Origin of the sequence: Enterobacter asburiae, from assembly GCF_024599655.1 — a bacterium.
Classification (GTDB): Bacteria; Pseudomonadota; Gammaproteobacteria; order Enterobacterales; family Enterobacteriaceae; genus Enterobacter; species Enterobacter asburiae_D.
Map to the genome: position 1 here is coordinate 2324055 of NZ_CP102247.1, position 20567 is coordinate 2344621.

The window sequence follows — 20567 nt, forward strand, 5'->3', positions numbered from 1 at the left end:
CAAGGGCTATTAATACGTAAAGCGTATTAATCCTGCTTTTTTTGACATTAGAGTTATCAACGGGAGTGTGAAAACCTTATTGCGTTCCTGATAAACGCGAAATGAGAAAAAGACATGTTAAAGATCCCTTGCGTATTAATGCGTGGCGGTACCTCAAAAGGCCCGGTCATTCTGGCCAGCGATCTGCCTGCGGAAACCGAAGCGCGTGACGCGGTTTTACTCAGCCTGATGGGCGCAGGCCACGAACTCGAAATTGACGGCATTGGCGGTGGAAGCCCGCAAACCAGTAAGGTGGCGATCGTCAGTGCTTCCGACAGCCCGGACGCGGATGTGGATTACTTATTCGCCCAGGTGATGGTGAACGAACGTCGCGTCGATACCACGCCAAACTGCGGCAATATGCTCTGTGCCGTCGGCCCCTTTGCCATTGAAAAAGGGCTGGTGAAGGCGCAAAGCCCGGTGACGACGGTGCGTATCCGCAATCTCAACACCGGAACGCTGGTCGACGCAGAAGTGCAAACGCCTGATTATCGCGTCGTGTATGAAGGCGATACCCAGATCGACGGTGTGCCGGGTACAGCAGCACCGATTGGCTTAACCTTCCTGAATTCTGCGGGGTCGAAAACCGGGAAACTGCTGCCAACGGACAGCGTGACAAACGTGTTCGACGGTATCGAAGTTACCTGTATTGATATGGCGATGCCGATGGTCCTGATTGACGCTTCGGCGCTGGGCAAAACAGGCGGAGAGTCACCGGCAGAATTAGATGGCGACAGGGCGTTTAAGGAAAGGCTGGAGAACCTGCGCCGTCAGGCTGGCGCGGCGATGGGGTTAGGGGACGTGTCCAACAAAGTGATCCCTAAACCGGTCCTTCTTAGCCGGGCGCGTAACGGCGGAACGCTACAGGTACGTTATTTCATGCCGCATACCTGCCATAAATCACTGGCGATTACCGGCTCGATTGGTATCTCAACCGCGACGCTTATTGAAGGCTCCGTCGCCGCTAAAATTGTTGCCGACCGTCCAAAGGAGCGCTTTACCAACATTATTGATATTGAACACCCCAGTGGAAAAATATCCGTATCGTTGCTGAGGGACGGAAATAATATCGAAAATACCCGGGCAGCGGTTATTCGCACGTCACGAAAATTATTTGAAGGCGTCGTTTGCGTGCCAGTAAAAATGCTCTCTGAAGTTGATTAAGTAAAGTCTTAACTAAAAAGCTATCCATCTCACAAAAATATATTCTGTACCTTAACTATAATACTGAGGTTATTATGGCGTTAACGCATGCTAACAATACCCTGAAAGCCCCCGATCCGGTCAAAGCCAGCGCGCATATTCGCGTGATTCTGGCCCTGGCATTATCCGGGCTTGCGGAACTAGCTTCGTTGTTTTTTATTCAGCCGCTGCTCCCGACGCTCGCTGTGGAATATAATGTTCCGGTCAGTCAGGTGAGTATTATCTTATCCGCAGAAACGGCGTTGCTGGCAATTGGGCTGCTGTTTACCGGGACGTTATCCGACCACTATGGCAGAAAGCGGTTAATTATCGTCTCCCTCCTGCTGGGCGGCATTCTGACGCTGCTCTGCCCGCTGGTGGAATCCTGGGCGATGCTGGTGGCGCTGCGTGCGGTGATTGGTCTGGCGCTGAGCGGCATCGCGGCGGCGGCAACCGCCTACATCAGTGAAGAGGTCGCCCCGGTGGCGGCAGGCATCGTAACGGGATATTTTGTCTTTGGTAACTCGATGGGCGGTATGTCCGGGCGTATTGTTGCCAGCCAGCTTATCGATCACGTTTCCATCAATGTCATCTTTTACGGGTTTGCGGTCAGCCTAATTGCGGTTGCCATTCTGGTGAAGTTCCTGCTGCCGGAATCGAAGAACTTCACGCCTACGCAGAGTCTGAACGTGATGCGCATGGTAAAAGGGGCGGCATCGCATTTCAAAAACAAAAATCTGGCGCTGGCGTTTGTTATCAGCTTCATTATTTTCGGCGCATTTACTTCACTTTATAACTATCTGGCTTTCTTCCTGAAAGGCGAGCCGTTCCATATTTCACCGGCAAACGCGGGTCTGCTCTCATTTAGCTTCGCCCTGAGTTTCTTTACCGCTCCGCAGGCAGGTCGCTTATCGGCGAAATTTGGCGCCATGAAAGTCCTGCGCGTGCTGTTCCTGATAATGGCCTTAGGGATGCTGCTGACGCTGACGTCAAATGTCGTCACCTTTATTGTTGGGGCTGTGATTTTTACCGGCTGTTTCTTCGGCTGCCACTCTATCGGTTTAAGCTGGGTCAGTAAAAACGCAACGCATGCAAGAGGCCAGGCCGTCGCACTCTATTTATTCTTCTACTACATGGGCGGTTCGGTTATTGGATTTATTAACGGTTTCGTCTTCCACTCAATGGGCTGGCAGGGAATGACCGGATTTATTCTGGCATTACTGGGCGTGGGCGTTGTGGTGGCAACGTATCTGGCATCCGGCAATAAACCGGTACTGGTTCCAGCGCAGTCAGCTGAATAAATAGCATGGCAATGTGTTCACGCCTCGGGGCGTGAACACAGAATGAGCACGTCTATCAAACGGGTATTATTATGAAATTAGCAAGTTATATTCATCAGGGCCGTAAAAGCTACGGGATTTATACACAGTCCGGCATTATCGATCTGGGTAATAAAATCGGCCATCACTATGCGACTTTAAAAGACCTTCTGCAATGGGATGCAGTTGACGTCGCCAGGCAATATGACAATTGCCCTGTGGATATGATGCCTGAAGACATTACCTTCCTGCCCGTGATTGAAGAGCCGGGAAAGATTTTCTGCGTTGGGATGAATTACGCTGAAAAAAGAAAAGAATTTGCCGAGACGAATAATGCCCCCACGCTGTTTATCCGCTTTCCTGATTCCCAAACCGGACATGCGCGGCCGGTTTTAAAACCGGTTCTCTCCAGCGAGTTTGATTACGAAGGCGAGCTGGCCGTGATCATCGGTAAACCCGGCACCCGAATTGACGTCGAAAACGCACTCAGCCACGTCGCGGGCTACAGCTGCTACATGGATGGTTCCGTCCGCGACTGGCAGCACGCCTGGTTCACCGCCGGTAAAAACTGGAAGCAAACCGGTGCCTTCGGCCCGTATATGACCTCGGCGGATGAGATCCCCGATCCTCACGCGTTGACCATCCACACCTGGCTGAACGGCATGCTGGTTCAGAATGACTCCACCGGCAGCATGATCCACAAAGTGGCGGATCTCATTGCCTATATCAGTACGTTCACCTCCCTTAGCGCAGGGGACGTCATCATTACCGGCTCGCCCGGCGGCGTCGGGAAAAAACGTAATCCGCCTCTGTTTATGCGCGATGGCGATCGCGTCGAAGTTGAAATCGAAAACATTGGCCGCCTGATGAACACCATCGTGGAAACGCAACCCCAGCAGCAAGAATTAACCGTCTAGACGCTCAGGAGAGAGACGATGTACACCGCCACCACGCCAGAATTTGAGGTGATTAAAGCCGGTAACGCGCAGGCCAGAGAGGAGGTCGCCCGCTTCCTGGCCCGCAACGGTTTAGGCATTGATAACGATATTGAGCAATTTATCGTTGCGCGCTATCAGCGTCAGCTTGTCGGCTGCACCGGCATTGCGGGTAACACACTGAAATGCATTGCGGTGGATGCCGGATGGCGGGGCACGTCGCTAAGCCTGACGTTAATTCACGAGGCCGAGCTGCTGGCGGCACAAAACGGCGAACATCAGCTCTTTCTTTTTACCTGTCCGGATAACGTAAAGTCATTTCGCGGATGCGGGTTTTATCCCCTGGTGACGATCGAGAACTGTGCGGCGTTAATGGAGAATACGCCGGTCGGTATTCATCGTTACTGCAGCCAGCTGCGCCGCCATCATTTCGTGCCGGGGCAAAACACTGGTGCGATTGTGATGAACGCGAATCCGTTCACCCTGGGCCATCAATATCTTATCGAGCATGCGGCCAGCCGGTGCGACTGGCTGCATGTTTTCGTTGTGCAGGAAGATGTCTCCGCATTTTCGTTTAAAGAACGGTTTGCGATGGTCAGAGACGGAGCGCGGCATCTGCAGAATGTCACTGTGCATCCGGGGTCGGCATATATTATTTCTCGCGGCACATTCCCGGGCTATTTCTTAAAAGATAAGCAGGTCATTGATAAAGCCTATGCCGCCATTGACCTGATGCTGTTCAGAAATTACATCGCCCCTGCGCTGAATATTAATCATCGTTTTGTCGGTACCGAACCGTTCTGCCCGTTAACCGCGGAATATAACCTGGCGATGCACCGCTGGCTGGAAGACGAAACGTGTTCGGCGCCGCGTATCAGCGTGCACGAAATAGAAAGAAGAACGGATGGCAATAATGTGCCGGTGTCGGCTTCAGCCGTTCGTCGTTTATTAAATGAAAACAAACTCTCTGCCGCCAGCCGCATGGTGCCGGCCACCACGCGCGCGTTTCTGAATAAAGAGGTGCAGCATCAGCCCTGTTTATCCGAACCGATGTCGGCAGCGGTTTAACCGCATTATCACAGGAAAAATGATATGAAAATTGTGCAAGCCGCAATGGCGGGAACGCTGGAGTCCAGCGACCTGATGGTCAAGGTCAGTCCTGTCGAGAGCGGGCTGGATGTGGTCATCCAGAGCGAAGTGTATAAGCAATTCGGCGACCGAATTACTGAGGTGGTCAATGAAACCCTGGCCGCGTTCAACATCGAGCAGGGGCTTGTCGTAATTGATGATAAAGGCGCGCTGGACTGCGTGATCCGCGCCCGCGTGCAGGCCGCTCTGCTCAGAGGAATGGCCCGGGAAGACATTGCATGGGAAACGTTATAATGAAAAAGTTACGCCGCAGTATGTTATTTATTCCCGGTTCAAGTGCCGCCATGCTTTCAACGGCATTTATCTATAAACCTGATTCCATAATGTTTGATCTGGAAGATGCCGTCGCGCTAAAAGAAAAAGACAGCGCCCGCCTCCTGGTATTCCACGCCCTGCAACATCCGATGTACAGCGATATTGAAACCGTTGTCAGAATTAATCCGCTGAATACACCTTTTGGATTAAAAGATCTGGAAGCCGCCGTCAGGGCGGGTGTCGATGTCATTCGTTTACCCAAAACCGATTCCCCGGAAGATATTCATCAGCTCGAACGTGAAATCGTCCGCATTGAAGAAACCTGCGGACGTCCCGTTGGCTCAACGAAATTAATGGCGGCGATAGAATCTGCGGTTGGCGTGATTAACGCTGTCGCTATAGCGAAATCCTCCGACCGCCTGATGGGGATTGCGCTGGCCGCCTTTGACTACGTGATGGATATGCAAACCGAGCGGGGCGACGGGACAGAGCTGTTCTATGCCCGCTGCGCCGTATTACATGCCGCGCGCGGAGCCGGTATTGACGCCTTCGACGTGGTGTACGCCGATGTGAACGACGAGGCCGGTTTCCTGAAAGAAGTGGATCTCATCCGCCGGATGGGCTTCAACGGTAAATCGCTGATTAACCCGCGACAAATTGAAATTCTTCATAACGCCTACGCGCCATCGCAGGAAGAGGTGGATTACGCAGAGCGCGTGCTTGCCGCCGCAGAGGAGGGTGAACGCAACGGACTGGGGGTGATTTCGCTGAACGGCAAAATGATCGATGCGCCAATCATCAACCATGCCCGCGTCGTGATCGAACGCAAAAATGCCTCCGGCATTCGTCAGTAACCCCCTTTACCGCAAGCGACAGGATGAAAAATGAAAAACCAAACTGAAACCCTGCACCACATTCCTGGCTCTCGCCGTGAGTACGTCGCCTTCAGCGGCGCTAACGCGACGACGCCTTATCTTGCTGACAGCCAGCAAAAGACTCAGCGCAAACTGTTTGCCAGCGTGGACGATGTGCTGGCCCGCTGCGATCTTCATGACGGCATGACCGTCTCTTTTCATCACGCCTTTCGCGAAGGGGATAAGGTCATCAATTACGTGATGGACAAGCTGGCCCAGCGCGGCCTGAAAGGCATCACGCTCGCCTCCAGTTCGTTAATGTCCTGCAATACGCCGCTTATAGATCACATTCGCAACGGCGTGATCGGCAAAATCTACACCTCAGGGATGCGCGGTGAACTGGCGGATGCGATTTCGCACGGGCTGATGGACGAGCCGGTGCAGATCCACTCCCACGGCGGGCGGGTGAATTTGATTCAGCAGGGCGAAATTGCTATTGATGTCGCGTTTCTGGCGGTCTCCTGCAGCGACGAATACGGCAATGCCAGCGGCAACGGCGGCGCATCGCAGTGCGGCTCGCTCGGCTATGCGATGGTCGACGCGAAGTATGCCAGAAAGGTGGTTTTGCTCACCGAAACCCTGAAGCCGTTCCCCAACCTGCCAGCCAGTATCGTTCAGGATCAGGTTGACTATGTCGTGCAGATTGAGAGCGTCGGCGACCCGGCAAAAATCAGCGTCGGTGCCGCCAGGGTGACCAGCAATCCGCGCGAGCTGATGATTGCCCGCTCTGCCGCCGACGTTATCGAACACTCCGGCTACTTCCGCAACGGCTTTTCCATTCAGACCGGTTCAGGGGCGGCGTCAACTGCCTGCACGCGGTTTATGGAAACCCGTATGCGCAAGCACAATATTGTCGCCCGCTTCGCGCTCGGCGGGATCACCGGCAGCATTGTCGATCTGCATCAGAAAGGGTTAATTGAAAAGATCCTCGATACGCAAAGCTTTGACGGTGCGGCTGCGGCCTCCATGGCGGTCAATCCCGACCACGTGGAGATCTCCACCAACGTGTATGCGAACCCGGCCGCAAAAGCCGCCTGCTGCGACAGGGTGGACGTGGTGATCCTCAGCGCGCTGGAGGTGGATACCCAGTTCAACGTTAATGTCCTGACCGGCTCCGACGGCGTGATGCGCGGCGCGTCGGGCGGACACTGTGACGTCGCCGCGGCGGCAAATCTCACCATCGTGGTTGCCCCGCTGATCCGCAGCCGCATTCCTACCGTCGTCAGGCAGGTCACCACTCTGGTGACGCCGGGCGAAAGTATTGACGTTTTGGTTACCGATCACGGTATTGCCGTTAACCCGGCACGCCCGGAAATTCGCGAACGCCTGATTAACGCCGGGCTGGCCGTTGTCGACATCGACGCGTTGTATCAAAAGGCGCTGCTCATCTCGGGTGAACCTGAGCCTGTTGAGTTCACTGACCGTATCGTCGGCGTGGTTCGCTACCGCGACGGCAGCGTGATTGACGTGGTTCGTCAGGTGAAGGAGTAATCGTCATGACGGATAAAGCCTCGAACGCGAAAGTCTCTCTGGAACAGGTGTTGAGCGCCAGAGAGCAGCGAGCCCGTCGCCAGCAGGCGTGGCTGTTTCAGTCGGAACATACGGTTGTATCCGTCACGCTGGTCTGGCCGGGGGAGGTGAAGGATACCGACCTGGCCAGGCGGGTGATGGCCGCCGCGAATCAGGCGCTCGGCGAGGTATTCCGCACCCATCAGTGGACGGTCTGCCGACATCAGATCCTGCAGCCGGCCACCGGCCCCGAAGCGCTCTGGTCGGTGTCGGCACCCGCGTGGATGATCAAACACGTCACGGCGCATCTGGAAGATAACCATCCTCTGGGGCGCCTGTGGGACATCGACGTGTTTTGTCCGAAAACGGGGCTGCTGAAAAGAAACGCCATCCAGCAGCCGATGCGCAGATGCTTTATCTGTCATGAACCGGCCCACGTTTGCTCTCGCGCGCGGCGTCATTCGCAGGCCGAACTCGCGCGCGTAATCGAGGAGTTAACCGATGACTACTTCGCTTGCCAGATGTAATGCGCCAGACGCTCAGCGCACCTTCGCTGAGCTGGCTGCCGAGGCCATGTATCGGGAAATTCGCTTAACCCCGAAGCCGGGTCTGGTGGATCGCGTAAACAGCGGGGCGCATAGGGACATGGATTTTGCGCTGTTCATGACCAGCATCGCGGCGATTGCGCCCTGGTTCTCAACGTTCTTTAACGTTGGCAGAGAGACGGCTCGTCTTGCTGGTCCGCAAACGCTGCGGGCCATAAGACCGACCGGCCTGGCCTGCGAGCAGGCGATGTTTAACGCCACCGGCGGGGTGAATACCCATAAAGGCGGGATCTTCTCGCTGGGGCTGCTGTGCGCCGCGGCGGGACGTCTGACGCAAAGGGATGAAGCGCTCACGCAGCGCAGTTTATGCCGTGAGACCCGCATTATCTGTACCGGCATCGTTGAAAAGGAGCTGAAAACCAACGGCATCGCCAGAACGAAGGGCGAGCAGCAGTTCCAGGCATACGGCTTTACCGGGGCGAGAGGGGAAGCGGCCAGCGGTTTTATGACCGTCCGCCTGGCGGGTCTCCCGCACCTGCACAACGCGTTAGGTCAGGGCGAATCCGAAGACGTGGCGCTCTTAAGGATGCTGCTGGGTTTGATGGCGGCGAATCCGGATACCAATCTGGTTTCCCGTGGGGGAATAGAAGGGCTGAACTACGCCAGACGCTATGCGAGGCGGTTATTAAAAATAAGACGTCTCCCGGCGGATAAATTGGTTAACGCGCTGCTCAGAATGGACGCGGAATTTATCAAACGCAATTTAAGCCCCGGCGGTAGCGCCGATCTTATTTCCGTTGGCTGGCTATTGTCGCAGTTTCCACCCGAATAATCGCGAATAGCGTAACAGGAAAACGTCATGATTGAACAACGCCTGCAGCAGCTCAGTAAGGTTTACACCCTTGTTCTGGTCCCGGGGCTCAGAGACAGCGATGAACATCACTGGCAAAGCTGCTGGGGGCGGCGTTTTCCCTTCTGGAAACGGATCCAGCAGAAAAACTGGTTAGAGCCCGATATCGAAAACTGGGTCTCGGCCATTACCCGCGAGCTGGCAGTGTGCCCGCTGCCCGCCATCCTCGTCGGCCACAGTTTTGGCGCGCTGGCGTCATGTCGGCTGCTGCAAACGCGGCGGGTAAACGTAGCCGGGGTGGTAATGGTCGCACCGGCAGAGCCTGCTTTTTTCGGACTTGAAGAGGCCATTCAGCCAACGCCATTACCCGTCCCCTGCATCATATTTGCCAGCCGAAACGATCCTCTGATGCCTTTTGCGCGCGCTCACTATTGGGCTACGCGCTGGCGCGGCCATCTCATCGATATCGGTGAGGCCGGACATATTAATTCTGAGTCCGGTTTTGGCGAATGGCCATACGGACTCGAACGATTAACAGAATTTTGCGAACAACTTTAGCTTTAACAGGAGAACCTATGTTAGATGATTATCATCAGCACCAGAAAGCGCGCGCTGAATCGGGTATTCCCGCGAAACCGTTAACGGCGGAACAAACCGAAGCACTTATTCATCGTTTAATAAATGATGCGTCCACACATCATCCACAATTATTGGCTTTATTAACCCACAGCGTTCCGCCGGGGGTAGATCCTGCGGCAAAGCTAAAAGCCGATTTTTTATTTAAGGTGGCGTTGCAGGAATACCGTGTTAACGGGCTTTCTTCCGACGCGGCTACAACGCTGCTGGGGTCCATGCAGGGCGGCTATAACGTCCAGCCGCTGATTGAGCTTCTTGACCATCCGAACCTCGCGCCGCTGGCCGCCGAGCAGCTTTCTTCTACCATCCTGATCTTTGAAAAATTCAGCCAGGTGGAAGCCAAAGCGAAGAGCGGCAACGTCCGGGCAAAAGAGGTGCTTCAGTCCTGGGCAAATGCCGAATGGTTCACGCGCCGTCCGGCCATGCCTGAAAAAATTACCCTGAAGGTGTTTAAGGTTCCCGGTGAGACCAATACCGACGATTTGTCTCCGGCACCGGAGGCGTGGTCACGTCCTGATATTCCGCTGCACGCGCTCTCAATGCTCAGTAACGTCAGGGAAGGGGTAACGCCTGATGAACCCGGCGCACGCGGCCCTTTGCGCCAGCTGGCAGAACTGAAAGCGTCGGGCTGGCCGCTGGCGTACGTCGGTGATGTCGTGGGGACCGGATCCTCACGTAAATCCGCCACCAACTCCATCCTGTGGCACATCGGGAACGATATTCCGTACGTGCCGAATAAACGTAACGGCGGGTTTGTGTTTGGCGGTAAAATCGCCCCCATTTTCTTCAACACCCTGGAAGATTCCGGCGCGCTGCCGGTAGAGATGGATGTCTCCGCGCTGACGACCGGGATGCTGATCGATCTTTACCCGTACAAGGGCGAAATTCGTGAGACAGAAAGCCAGCGGCTGGTGACGACCTTTACCCTTAAAACCGAAGTGCTGCTGGACGAAGTGCGCGCCGGCGGGCGGATCCCGTTGATTATCGGACGCAGCCTGACGGCGAAAGCGCGGGAATCGCTGAAGCTTGAGCCTTCAGCGGTATTCCGCACGCCCGCATCACCTGCGCCATCCGCAACCGGCTTTACGCTGGCGCAGAAAATGGTGGGTAAAGCCTGCGGCGTGGCGGGGATCCGCCCTGGGCAGTATTGCGAGCCGAAGATCGCTACCGTCGGCTCTCAGGACACCACCGGCGGGATGACGCGCGACGAGCTGACCGACCTTGCCTGCCTCACGTTTTCAGCCGACCTGGTGATGCAGTCTTTCTGCCACACCTCTGCGTACCCTAAGCCGGTAGATGTCCAGCTGCATGAAACCCTGCCGCAGTTTATCACCCGCCGCAATGGGGTGGCGCTTAAGCCGGGCGACGGCATCATCCACTCCTGGCTTAACCGCATGCTGCTGCCGGATACGGTAGGCACGGGTGCCGACTCCCATACCCGCTTTCCGCTGGGTATCTCCTTCCCGGGCGGCTCCGGGCTGGTGGCGTTTGCCGCCGCAACCGGCATCATGCCGCTGGATATGCCTGAATCGGTGCTGGTGCGCTTTACGGGCGAGATGCAGAAAGGGATCACCCTGCGCGACCTGGTGCATGCCATTCCGCTCTACGCCAAAAAGCAGGGGCTGCTGACGGTCGAGAAAAAGAATAAGCGCAACGTTTTCTCGGGCCGGATCCTCGAAATTGAAGGCCTGGAAGCATTAAGCGCAGAGCAGGCGTTTGAGCTGGCTGACGCCTCCGCCGAACGGTCCGCCGCCGCGTGCGTTATGCGCCTGGCGGAAGAGAATGTCGCGCAATATCTGCGCTCCAATGCGGCTCTTCTGCGTTGGATGGTTAAGCAGGGGTATCAGAACGCCGCCACGCTTGAACGACGCATTGCTGAAATCGAGGCGTGGCTGGCTAACCCGTCGCTGCTCCGCGCCGATCCTGACGCGGAATATGCGGCAGTGATTGAGATCGATCTCAATGAAATCACCGAGCCGGTGGTCTGTGCCCCGAACGATCCGGACGATGCCCGGCTACTTTCGGAGGTTGCCAGCACTCCTGTTGAAGAGGTGTTCATTGGCTCCTGCATGACAAACATCGGTCACTTCCGCGCTGCGGGTGAAATCATGGCCGGTGCCAGGGAGAACCAGGCGCGCCTGTGGCTCGCACCGCCGACAAAAATGGATGCCCAACAACTCTCCCGCGAGGGCTATTTTAATCAGTTTATTAAAGCAGGGGCGAGAATCGAGCCCGCGGGCTGCTCCCTGTGCATGGGGAACCAGGCGAGGGTCCGTGAAGGGAGCAGCGTGGTATCAACGTCCACCCGAAATTTCCCGCATCGTCTGGGAACGAATGCGAAAGTATTCCTTGCCTCAGCTGAATTAAGCACCGTCGCGGCCATGCTCGGGAAAATGCCAACCGTTGAAGAATATTTTAGCTATACGGATAAACTTCACGACGCGCATGAAAATATCTATCGCTATCTCAGTTTTGATACTCTGACCGAATATCAGTCCAGGGAAGGTGATAATATCAATATTGCTAGCGTGTCACTGTAAGTTATTTATTTGATAAATGCATTTAATCGGTGGAGGCTTCTCTCAGGAGCGGTCTCCGCTATTCAGGGACCCTTTTCTCATGGGTGAGATATGCTTAATTCCAATGTTTTAAAAACAATCTTACTTGCCGTAATAATATTATTATCAATATTTATTCCTCCGCCTGATGGATTAACCAAAGAGGCGTGGATACTGGCAGGCATATATCTTTCCGCTATTGTTGGGTTGGTCATTAAACCGTATCCCGAACCCGTCATCATGCTGGTCGCGGTGGCATTAACCTGTTTTACCGTAACAAAATTCCCGGATTCTCCTGTCAAATCAATGGATGTCCTGAGCGGATACGCCTCGGGCACGACCTGGCTGGTGTTTAGCGCCTTTACGCTGAGCGCGGCGTTTGTCACTACGGGGCTTGGGAAACGGCTTGCCTACTGGTTCATCCTCAAGTTTGGCAGCACGACGCTGAGGCTGGGGTATGTGACCGCCTTGCTGGATTTGGTGCTGGCACCCGCCACGCCCTCAAATACCGCGCGGGCAGGTGGCGTGGTTTTTCCTATTATTAACAGCATCGCGACGGTATTAGGTTCAACGCCAAAAGAGACGCCGTGCAGGGCAGGTCGTTATTTAATGGTCAATGTCTATATGGTGACTAAAACGACCAGCTATATGTTTTTAACGGGTTTTGCCGGAAACGCGTTAGCGCTACAGCTAATTTCCGACATCTTCCATATTCATATTAGCTGGATCGGCTGGATGCTGGCAGGGGCCCCGCTGGGGTTATTGATGCTGTGTATCATTCCCTATATTTGCTACCGGGTTGCTTCCCCGGAAATTAAACATATTGATAATATCGCCATTGCGACCAACGGCCTGCAAAGCCTCGGGGCAATGAGCATCAAAGAGAAGGGGCTGGTGGTAATTTTTATCGCCGCGTTATTAGGCTGGATCTTCTCTCGTCACCTTGGGCTTAATGAATCCGCCGTCGCCATTATCGCGATGGGGGCAGCGCTGCTGTTTAATATTATCGGCTGGAGCGACGTACAAAAAAACAAAGGTGGCTGGAATACCCTGATGTGGTACGGGGGTATCATCGGTCTGAGTGCCACGCTGAGCAAGGAGGGATTTTTCCGCTGGCTGGCTGATTTCCTGTCAGCGCACCTCGATTTTCTCAGCGCGGGGAATATGACCATTGTTATTATCGTGTTTCTCAGCGTGCTGGTTCGCTACTTCTTTGCCTCAGGCGGGGCATACGTCGCGGCGATGGTGCCGGTCTTTGCCACCGTGGGGCTGGTCACCGGAACGGCACCCGTTCTGCTTGCCCTCGCCATTCTGTTTTCCAACTCCTATGGGGGTTGCATCACGCACTATGGCGGCGCAGCGGGGCCGATTATCTTCGCCGCTGGGTATAACGACATCAGGTCATGGTGGACCATCGGCACGCTCGTGGCGCTGTGCACGTTTTTAATCCACATGTTCCTCGGCATTCCCTGGTGGGGTTTCCTGATGCAGCACGGCATGCTGCAGTCTTAACAGACCGGGAGTAGACAAAAGGTAGGCCGGGTAAGGCGTAGCCGCCACCCGGCAACATCACTACCTGGACGGGGTATTAAACAACTCGAGCGTGATTAATGTATCAAGATGATTGTTAAACGCGGCTTCGTCCATTTCGGGCATGTTTAAGATATACATTCCGTCAAGCCCGCACACCAGACCAATCAAGCGCCAGGCAATATTTTCCGCCCGATCGCCCGGCTTCAATTCTCCGGCCTCCGTTCCCGCTTTGATAAGCGCCACCGTTTCCTGGTGCCACATCTCCATGGTCATCACATAGGCGGCCTTGATTTCAGCATCACGGCTGGCGAGGATCTGCGCTTCACGCCACAGGCGAATATAGGGCTCAAACCTGCCGTCATCGCTGCCGAGCATGCCATGAAGCTGTTCCCGCCATCCGGCCTGTTTACCCGCGACGTCCGCATCCAGCAGCTCGCGAATCAACCGTACGAAGGCCAGCGATTTTAGCTCCCCGCCAGACGTAAAGTGATGATGCACCTGGCCGGTGGCGACCCCGGCCTCGGCGGCAATACGGCGTACCGTCATGGCCGCCAGTCCTTCAGCCAGCGCCACGCGCATGGCGGCCTGTAAGATGGCTTCCCGCCGTTCATCCTTGCTCAGATATCGCATGTTTACTCACTCTCAATGGGAATGAAACGAGTGTAACAAAAAGCTGGACATATGTTCAACTTTACGTAGGATCGCATCCTGGACATGTGTCCATGTTTTAAAAGAAAAGGAAATTTATGTTTCGTCAGTGGTTAGCGTTAGTGATTATCGTGCTGGTGTATATCCCGGTGGCGATCGACGCGACGGTGCTGCACGTGGCGGCGCCGACATTGAGCATGACGCTGGGTGCCAGCGGCAATGAATTGCTGTGGATCATCGATATTTACTCGCTGGTGATGGCGGGAATGGTGCTGCCGATGGGCGCCCTGGGTGACCGCATTGGTTTTAAGCGATTGCTCATGATTGGCAGCACGCTGTTTGGCCTGTCGTCGCTGGCGGCAGCGTTTGCCCCGTCAGCAGGGTGGCTGATTGCGGCGCGCGCCTCGCTGGCAATTGGTGCGGCGATGATTATTCCGGCTACATTGGCTGGGATCCGCACGCTGTTTATCGATGCACGGGATCGAAATATTGCGCTCGGCGTCTGGGCTGCGGTGGGTTCCGGTGGGGCGGCGTTTGGTCCGCTGATTGGCGGTATGCTGCTTGAGCATTTTTACTGGGGATCGGTGTTTTTAATCAACGTGCCGATCGTGCTGGTGGTGGTTTCGCTGGCCGCGCGTTTTGTGCCTCCTCAGCAGGGCCGCCCGGAGCAGCCGCTGAATATTAGCCATGCCATCATGCTGATTGTGGCGATTTTGCTGCTGGTCTACAGTGCGAAAACCGCCCTAAAAGGCGTCCTGTCACCGTGGGTAGTCGCATCCGCGCTGGTGACCGGCTCGGTGCTGCTGTTTATCTTCGTGCGTATTCAGCTCCGCGCTCGCGTACCGATGATCGACATGCGTCTGTTCTGCCATCGCATCATTTTGAGCGGCGTGGTGATGGCGATGACCGCCATGATCGCGCTGGTCGGGTTTGAGCTGCTGATGGCCCAGGAGCTGCAGTTTGTTCATGGCTTTACGCCGTTTGAGGCGGGAATGTTCATGCTGCCGCTGATGGTGGCGAGCGGGTTTAGCGGCCCGATAGCGGGGGTCCTGGTGGGACGTCTCGGCCTGCGCCTTGTGGCGGCAGGTGGAATGGGGCTCAGCGCCGTCAGCTTTATCGGCCTGTCGATGCTCGATTTCAGCACGCAGCAGTGGCAGGCGTGGGGGCTGATGGTGCTGCTCGGCTTCAGTGCCGCCAGCGCGCTGCTGGCCTCAACCTCGGCAATAATGGCGGCCGCGCCGAAAGAGAAAGCCGCCGCCGCAGGGGCGATTGAAACCATGTCCTATGAACTGGGGGCCGGGCTGGGGATCGCCATCTTTGGTCTGCTGTTGACCCGCAGCTTCTCGGCGTCAATTGACCTGCCGCAAGGGCTGAATGCCTCGCTCGTCGATAAAGCCTCGTCATCCATTGGTGAGGCGATGAAGGTGGCGCAGGATCTGACCCCGACGCTGGCGGAGTCGGTGATTGAGGCGGCGAAAAGCGCGTTTATCACCTCGCACAGTGTGGCGCTGGGCAGCGCGGGCGGAATGCTGCTGCTGTTGGCAGTGGGGATCTGGTTCAGCCTGGCGAAGGTCAAGCCGCAGTAATACAGGGCGAGCGGTTGGCGCGGGCGGGGCAGATGGGCTATGTTTTTTATAGGATTATCTGACTCTTGCTGGAAAATATGAGCCCTCGCTACAGCAGTGAACCGTCCCAACCGCTCTCCCGGTTAACCCTGCTTGCAGGGGGGGCGCTGGGCGTCGTTTTTGGTGATATCGGTACCAGCCCGCTTTATACCTTCCGAACGGTGCTTTCGCTCTCTGAGCATGATCCAACGCCCGGCGTCATACTGGGCCTGCTCTCGCTGATTACCTGGACACTCATCCTGGTGACATCCATAAAATATGCCGCCTTCGCCATGCGAATTGATAATCATGGCGAGGGAGGCATCATGGCTTTGATGTCGCTTCTGGTAGAGAAAGGCAAAGGCGGGCGCTGGGTTATTTTTGCCGCCCTGATTGGCGCAGCGCTGATTTACGGTGACGGCGCGATAACCCCGGCAATCTCCGTGCTTTCTGCTCTTGAAGGGCTGGAGATGGTGATCCCTGAGTCCCAGCCGTACATATTACCCCTGACGGTGGCAGTATTGCTGGCGCTGTTTCTTATCCAGCCTTTTGGTACCGCCCGCATAGGGAAAATATTTGGCCCGGTGATGGCGCTGTGGTTTTTGGCGATTGCTGCGCTGGGCGTGCGGGGCATCGTCCAACACCCCTCGGTACTGCTGGCCCTCAATCCTGCGTACGGCATCGCGTTTTTGTTCTCGAACGGATATACCAGTTTCCTGGTCCTGGGGGGCGTTTTTCTCTGCGTGACGGGTGCCGAGGCCCTGTATGCAGACATGGGGCACTTTGGTAAAAAGCCGATCTGGCTTGCCTGGTACGGTATCGTCTTTCCTTCGCTGCTGCTCAACTATGCTGGCCAGTCAGCGCTGATTCTGGCCGGTGCCGACAGCAAGCAAAACCTTTTCTACACGCTCTGTCCGCCTGTGCTCCAGGTTCCGCTCATCATTCTTGCCGCGCTGGCGACGATCATCGCCAGTCAGGCGATTATTACCGGCGCGTTTTCCATGACGCGCCAGGCCATTCAGCTTGGCTGGCTACCCCGATTACGCATCAAACAGACGGCGGCAGAAAGCTACGGTCAGATTTATATCGGGATCATAAACTGGCTGCTGATGGTGGTGACCATCGGGCTGGTGGTGTTCTTCAAATCCTCCGATAAGCTCGCCGCTGCGTACGGTATCGCCGTGTCGTTAACCATGCTGATGACTACGGGACTGTTGTTTGTGGCGATGCGGGAAGTGTGGCGCTGGAGCCTGGCCAGCAGCGCGGTGATTGCCCTCTGTTTCCTGGTGATTGATGCCACCTTCTTGTTTGCCAATCTGATTAAGGTCCTGGAAGGCGGTTATATTCCGCTGCTGATGGCCGCAGCGATTTGTACGGTGATGCTGATCTGGCACCGCGGCGTTAAGGCGGTATCCGCATCGGTGGGCGAGAAGGGCGTCAGCGTGGATGCGTTCTTTGCCCAGCTTCAGCAAAAGACGGTGCCCAGGGTGGCGGGCTCCGCCGTCTTTTTGACCCGTACGCAGAACAATATCCCGCCGGTCATGCGCTGGCATGTCGCGCGAAACCGGGCGCTACAGCAAGATGTGTTGTCGCTGACCATTGATATTCTGAATGTGCCCTATGTGGGGGAAGAGCAACGTATCAGGGTAGAGCAGCGCGCGCCGGGATACTGGCACGGCGTGGCGCAGTATGGCTTTATGGAACACCCGGACATCCCGCATTTGTTGCAGGGTGTCAGCGAGATTAACGCGCTTTTTGCCACGGATGACGCCACCTGGTATGTCGGGCATGAAACCATTGTGGCAGGCGAGGGTGAGGCAGGCATGGCGGCCTGGCAACGGCACATATTTGCTTTTATGAAGCGCAACTGCACGCACGTCATCAACCATTATCACCTTCCCAGCGATCGGGTTGTCGAAATCAGCCGACGCGTTGCCGTGTAGATTCTGGCGAAAGCAGAGGAGCCCTGCTTTCGCCCCGTTCTATCTCTCAAGGGCCGCAGACAGGACGCTATGCAATAACACATTCGCCCCTTTCTCCGACCACTCCGGCAGGATCCTTTCCGCTTCGTTATGGCTGATGCCTTTCACGCAGGGGATAAAGATCATGCTGGCGGGCGCAATTTTGCTGACATAGCAGGCGTCGTGTCCCGCACCGGAAACCATCGGTTTCGACGAATAGCCCAGTTCCGCTACGGCCTTCTCCGTACGAGCCAGGCATTCGGCATCAAACGCGATAGGCGCATAGTCAAAAATGCGTTCAACGGCAGCAGCGACGCCGCGCAGTCTCAGGCTTTCAGCGACCTGGTGCAGCGCCGCCTCCATGGCTTCCAGTGCCTGCTGCGCCGGATGGCGAAACTCGACGCTGCATTCCACGCGAGACGGCACGACGTTGCGCGAGTTTGGCGTAACCTTCGCCATACCGATCGTCGCGCGTCCGTCCGGCGCATGCCGATAGCCAATCTCTTCTACTTTCAGCGCCAGCTCGGCAAAGGCGGTCAGCGCGTCGCGGCGGCTGTGCATCGGCGTCGTGCCCGCGTGGGCGGCGAATCCGTCCAGCGTCAGGGTAAACCAGCGCTGGCCCATTGCCGCGCGGACTAACCCGATATCGATGGCTTCATCTTCCAGGATCGGGCCCTGTTCGATGTGCAGTTCGTAGCAGGCGTGAACGGGAAACGCGCGGGCAGGGGCTTCACCCCGGTAGCCAATGCTCTCCAGCGCTTCGCCCACGGTAATGCCATCGTTATCCGCGCGGGCATGGGCGTACGCTTCGCTAAATTGCCCCGTCCAGACCCCTGAAGAGAGCATGGCTGGCGCAAAGCGCGCGCCTTCTTCGTTAGTCCAGTTCACCAGCACCACGTCACGCTCGGTCTTAACGTTATGATCGTTAAGTGTTCGCAGCAGCTCCAGCCCGGCCAGCACGCCGTAAACCCCGTCGTAGTTACCGCCCAGCGGCTGGGTATCCACATGTGAACCCGTCATGACCGGGGCAAGCTGCGGGTTTTTCCCCGCGCGACGGATAAACATATTGCCCATGCTGTCGACGTCGCAGGTGAAACCCGCGTCCAGCGCCCAGTCGCGCAGCAGGTTACGCGCAATACGATCTTCCTCGCTCAGTGCCAGACGGGTCACACCGCCGGCGGGCGTGCCGCCGATCTGCGCCATCATCTCAAGCGTTGACCACAGCCGTTCGGCGTTAACGCAGATCATGTCTTGTCCTTACTGCTGCGGTAGCGGAAATCACAGCACGAACCGCCCTGCATGATGGTGGTCGTGCGGGTCAGCTTCACGTCCGGCGCATAGCCAACGATGAATTTTTCATCGCGCGCGCAGGAGAGCAGATGACCAATCTCTCCCAGCCCCATTTCGTGATACATCTCCGCGTAGCGGCAGCGGGTCACGTTGTAGTTGTACTGCTGGTCGTCGGCGTCGATCACCTTCACGTCCAGGGCGTTATCTTTTTCCCACAGATACTGCAGGGCGATGAAACTCTTGACGTCCGCGCCGTTGGGTTCTTTACTGGCAAACGCTCTGCCTGCGTCAATCGCGGCCTGCTCAATGGCCTCGCCAATGACAGCCTGGGCGCGGGTTTTCCCAATCTCGCGCACCAGAATTTCATAAATTGGCTTAATAATTTCTGCTTCAATTTTGCGGCGGGCGAGAATGCCCAGCTCGTTATTATCACTCATCACATTGCCTCGCTGCGTTACTTCGCTTTTGCGCCGCCCAGCACGGTCTGCGACTGCCATTTGCCATCGACAACTTTGTAAACGGTGAAAGACGGCGATTTCAGGTTACCTTCTTTATCAAACGCGATCTGTCCGGTGACGCCGGAGTAGCTGATGGCGCGCAGGGCGGGCAGATAGTCGGACGGCTCAACGGAGTCTGCTTTTTCCATCGCCGCAACCAGCACGCGGGTGGCGTCATAGGCGAACGGAGCGTGCAGTTCGATATGGGTGTGGTAGCGTGACTGGTACGCCTGTTCGAATGCTTTACCGCCCGGCATCTGCTCAACCGGCAGGCCTGGTTCGAGGGCGACAACGCCTTCGCCTTCTTTCTGCGCCAGCTGCAGGAACGTCTGACTGACAAATCCGCCTGCGCCCATCAGGGTGGCGTTCATGCCCAGCTGTTTGATACGACGCGCCAGCGGTGCGGCCTGGCTGTCGACGCCGCCGAAGAAGATCAGATCGGCGTTTTTACTGCGAATAGCGGTCAGCACGGCGCTGAAATCGACCGTTTTGTCATCCACGTACTGACGATCGACAATTTTCACGCCCTGGGCTTCCAGTGATTTAATAAACTGGTCTGCAAGCCCCTGACCAAATGCGGTGCGGTCGTCGATCACCGCAATGCGTTTGGCTTTCAGGGTATTGACCGCATACTGACCGGCGAGCTGGCCGCCGTCATCGTCGTGTCCCATCACGCGGAAGCTGGTATCAAAACCCTGTTTGGTATAGGCGTGACCGGTCGCGACCGGTGCCACCTGTGCGATACCCGCATCGTGATAGATACGTGCCGCAGGAATGCTGGTGCCGGTGTTCCAGTGGCCGACCACGCCCGCCACATCGCTGTCCACCAGACGCTGCGCGACGGCCACGGCGGTGCGCGGGTCGGACTGATCGTCTTCGGACTGCAGTTTGAAGGTCACCGCTTTGCCGCCGATGGTCGGGTGCTGCTTGTTAATGTCGTCAATGGCCAGCTGCGCGCCGTTCTCCAGATCTTTACCGATACGGGCGGACGGGCCGGTGAGCGGGCCTGCCAGACCGATAACCACGGTTTCACCGTCGGCTGCCCACGCGGCCGTCGAGGCAAAACTGCCGAGGAGGATAGCGGCGCTGAGCGCACTGATTTTTACTGTTTTCATTGTATTTCCCTGATGTTGGCTGGTGTTG

General features: G+C 56.3%; 18 protein-coding genes. 14 read left to right on the top strand and 4 right to left on the bottom strand.

Annotated elements, in window-relative coordinates:
• Positions 1-114: 114 nt before the first annotated feature.
• From NQ230_RS10965 to NQ230_RS11020, 12 genes are all read left to right on the top strand, one after another.
• Positions 115-1203: a 4-oxalomesaconate tautomerase gene (locus NQ230_RS10965; protein ID WP_257261175.1), complete on the top strand. Its 1089-nt coding sequence runs from the start codon at positions 115-117 to the stop codon at positions 1201-1203.
• Between the two features lie 74 nt (positions 1204-1277).
• Positions 1278-2522, top strand: a complete 1245-nt coding sequence (locus NQ230_RS10970; protein WP_257261177.1) for an MFS transporter — start codon at positions 1278-1280, stop codon at positions 2520-2522.
• A gap of 71 nt (positions 2523-2593) precedes the next feature.
• On the top strand, positions 2594-3457 hold the full coding sequence (locus tag NQ230_RS10975) for a fumarylacetoacetate hydrolase family protein (RefSeq protein ID WP_257261180.1): 864 nt from the start codon (positions 2594-2596) through the stop codon (positions 3455-3457).
• Between the two features lie 18 nt (positions 3458-3475).
• Positions 3476-4543, top strand: a complete 1068-nt coding sequence (gene citC, locus NQ230_RS10980; RefSeq protein WP_257261182.1) for a [citrate (pro-3S)-lyase] ligase — start codon at positions 3476-3478, stop codon at positions 4541-4543.
• Between the two features lie 24 nt (positions 4544-4567).
• Complete coding sequence (gene citD / locus NQ230_RS10985; RefSeq protein ID WP_023335831.1) at positions 4568-4858, top strand: citrate lyase acyl carrier protein; 291 nt, start codon at positions 4568-4570, stop codon at positions 4856-4858.
• Positions 4858-5733 carry a citrate (pro-3S)-lyase subunit beta gene (gene citE / locus NQ230_RS10990; RefSeq protein ID WP_257261185.1) on the top strand — a complete coding sequence of 292 codons (876 nt, stop codon included), beginning with the start codon at positions 4858-4860 and terminating at the stop codon, positions 5731-5733. Before citD ends, citE begins: the two co-directional genes overlap by 1 nt.
• A 30-nt stretch (positions 5734-5763) precedes the next feature.
• Positions 5764-7284, top strand: a complete 1521-nt coding sequence (gene citF, locus NQ230_RS10995) for a citrate lyase subunit alpha (protein WP_257261187.1) — start codon at positions 5764-5766, stop codon at positions 7282-7284.
• Positions 7285-7289: 5 nt separating this feature from the next.
• Positions 7290-7829: a citrate lyase holo-[acyl-carrier protein] synthase gene (gene citX / locus NQ230_RS11000; RefSeq protein WP_121423835.1), complete on the top strand. Its 540-nt coding sequence runs from the start codon at positions 7290-7292 to the stop codon at positions 7827-7829.
• Entirely contained in the window at positions 7804-8679 is an 876-nt protein-coding gene (gene citG / locus NQ230_RS11005) for a triphosphoribosyl-dephospho-CoA synthase CitG (RefSeq protein ID WP_121423834.1), read from the top strand. The genes citX and citG overlap by 26 nt, the downstream gene beginning before the upstream one ends.
• A gap of 27 nt (positions 8680-8706) precedes the next feature.
• The gene (locus NQ230_RS11010; RefSeq protein ID WP_121423833.1) at positions 8707-9255 is read left to right on the top strand and encodes an RBBP9/YdeN family alpha/beta hydrolase; all 549 of its coding nucleotides are present in this window, start codon (positions 8707-8709) and stop codon (positions 9253-9255) included.
• Between the two features lie 17 nt (positions 9256-9272).
• Positions 9273-11873: a bifunctional aconitate hydratase 2/2-methylisocitrate dehydratase gene (gene acnB / locus NQ230_RS11015; protein WP_257261190.1), complete on the top strand. Its 2601-nt coding sequence runs from the start codon at positions 9273-9275 to the stop codon at positions 11871-11873.
• 90 nt (positions 11874-11963) lie between these two features.
• Positions 11964-13403: an anion permease gene (locus tag NQ230_RS11020; RefSeq protein WP_159514262.1), complete on the top strand. Its 1440-nt coding sequence runs from the start codon at positions 11964-11966 to the stop codon at positions 13401-13403.
• Between the two features lie 60 nt (positions 13404-13463).
• Here NQ230_RS11020 and NQ230_RS11025 read toward each other — a convergent pair whose 3' ends face one another.
• A complete protein-coding gene (locus NQ230_RS11025; RefSeq protein WP_121423830.1) occupies positions 13464-14054 on the bottom strand; it encodes a TetR family transcriptional regulator in 591 nt (196 codons plus the stop codon).
• 116 nt (positions 14055-14170) lie between these two features.
• Between NQ230_RS11025 and NQ230_RS11030 the strand changes: the two genes are divergently transcribed.
• Complete coding sequence (locus tag NQ230_RS11030) at positions 14171-15658, top strand: MFS transporter (RefSeq protein WP_257261193.1); 1488 nt, start codon at positions 14171-14173, stop codon at positions 15656-15658.
• 77 nt (positions 15659-15735) lie between these two features.
• Positions 15736-17619 carry a potassium transporter Kup gene (locus NQ230_RS11035; RefSeq protein WP_257261195.1) on the top strand — a complete coding sequence of 628 codons (1884 nt, stop codon included), beginning with the start codon at positions 15736-15738 and terminating at the stop codon, positions 17617-17619.
• Positions 17620-17658: 39 nt separating this feature from the next.
• On the opposite strand, the gene NQ230_RS11040 is transcribed toward NQ230_RS11035, so the two are convergent.
• The 3 genes from NQ230_RS11040 to NQ230_RS11050 are packed head-to-tail and all read right to left on the bottom strand — an operon-like array spanning position 17659 to position 20539.
• Positions 17659-18885, bottom strand: a complete 1227-nt coding sequence (locus NQ230_RS11040; protein ID WP_257261197.1) for a Zn-dependent hydrolase — start codon at positions 18883-18885, stop codon at positions 17659-17661.
• Positions 18882-19364: an L-2-amino-thiazoline-4-carboxylic acid hydrolase gene (locus tag NQ230_RS11045; RefSeq protein ID WP_193940534.1), complete on the bottom strand. Its 483-nt coding sequence runs from the start codon at positions 19362-19364 to the stop codon at positions 18882-18884. Before NQ230_RS11045 ends, NQ230_RS11040 begins: the two co-directional genes overlap by 4 nt.
• A gap of 17 nt (positions 19365-19381) precedes the next feature.
• On the bottom strand, positions 19382-20539 hold the full coding sequence (locus tag NQ230_RS11050; RefSeq protein WP_257261200.1) for a branched-chain amino acid ABC transporter substrate-binding protein: 1158 nt from the start codon (positions 20537-20539) through the stop codon (positions 19382-19384).
• Positions 20540-20567: the final 28 nt, after the last annotated feature.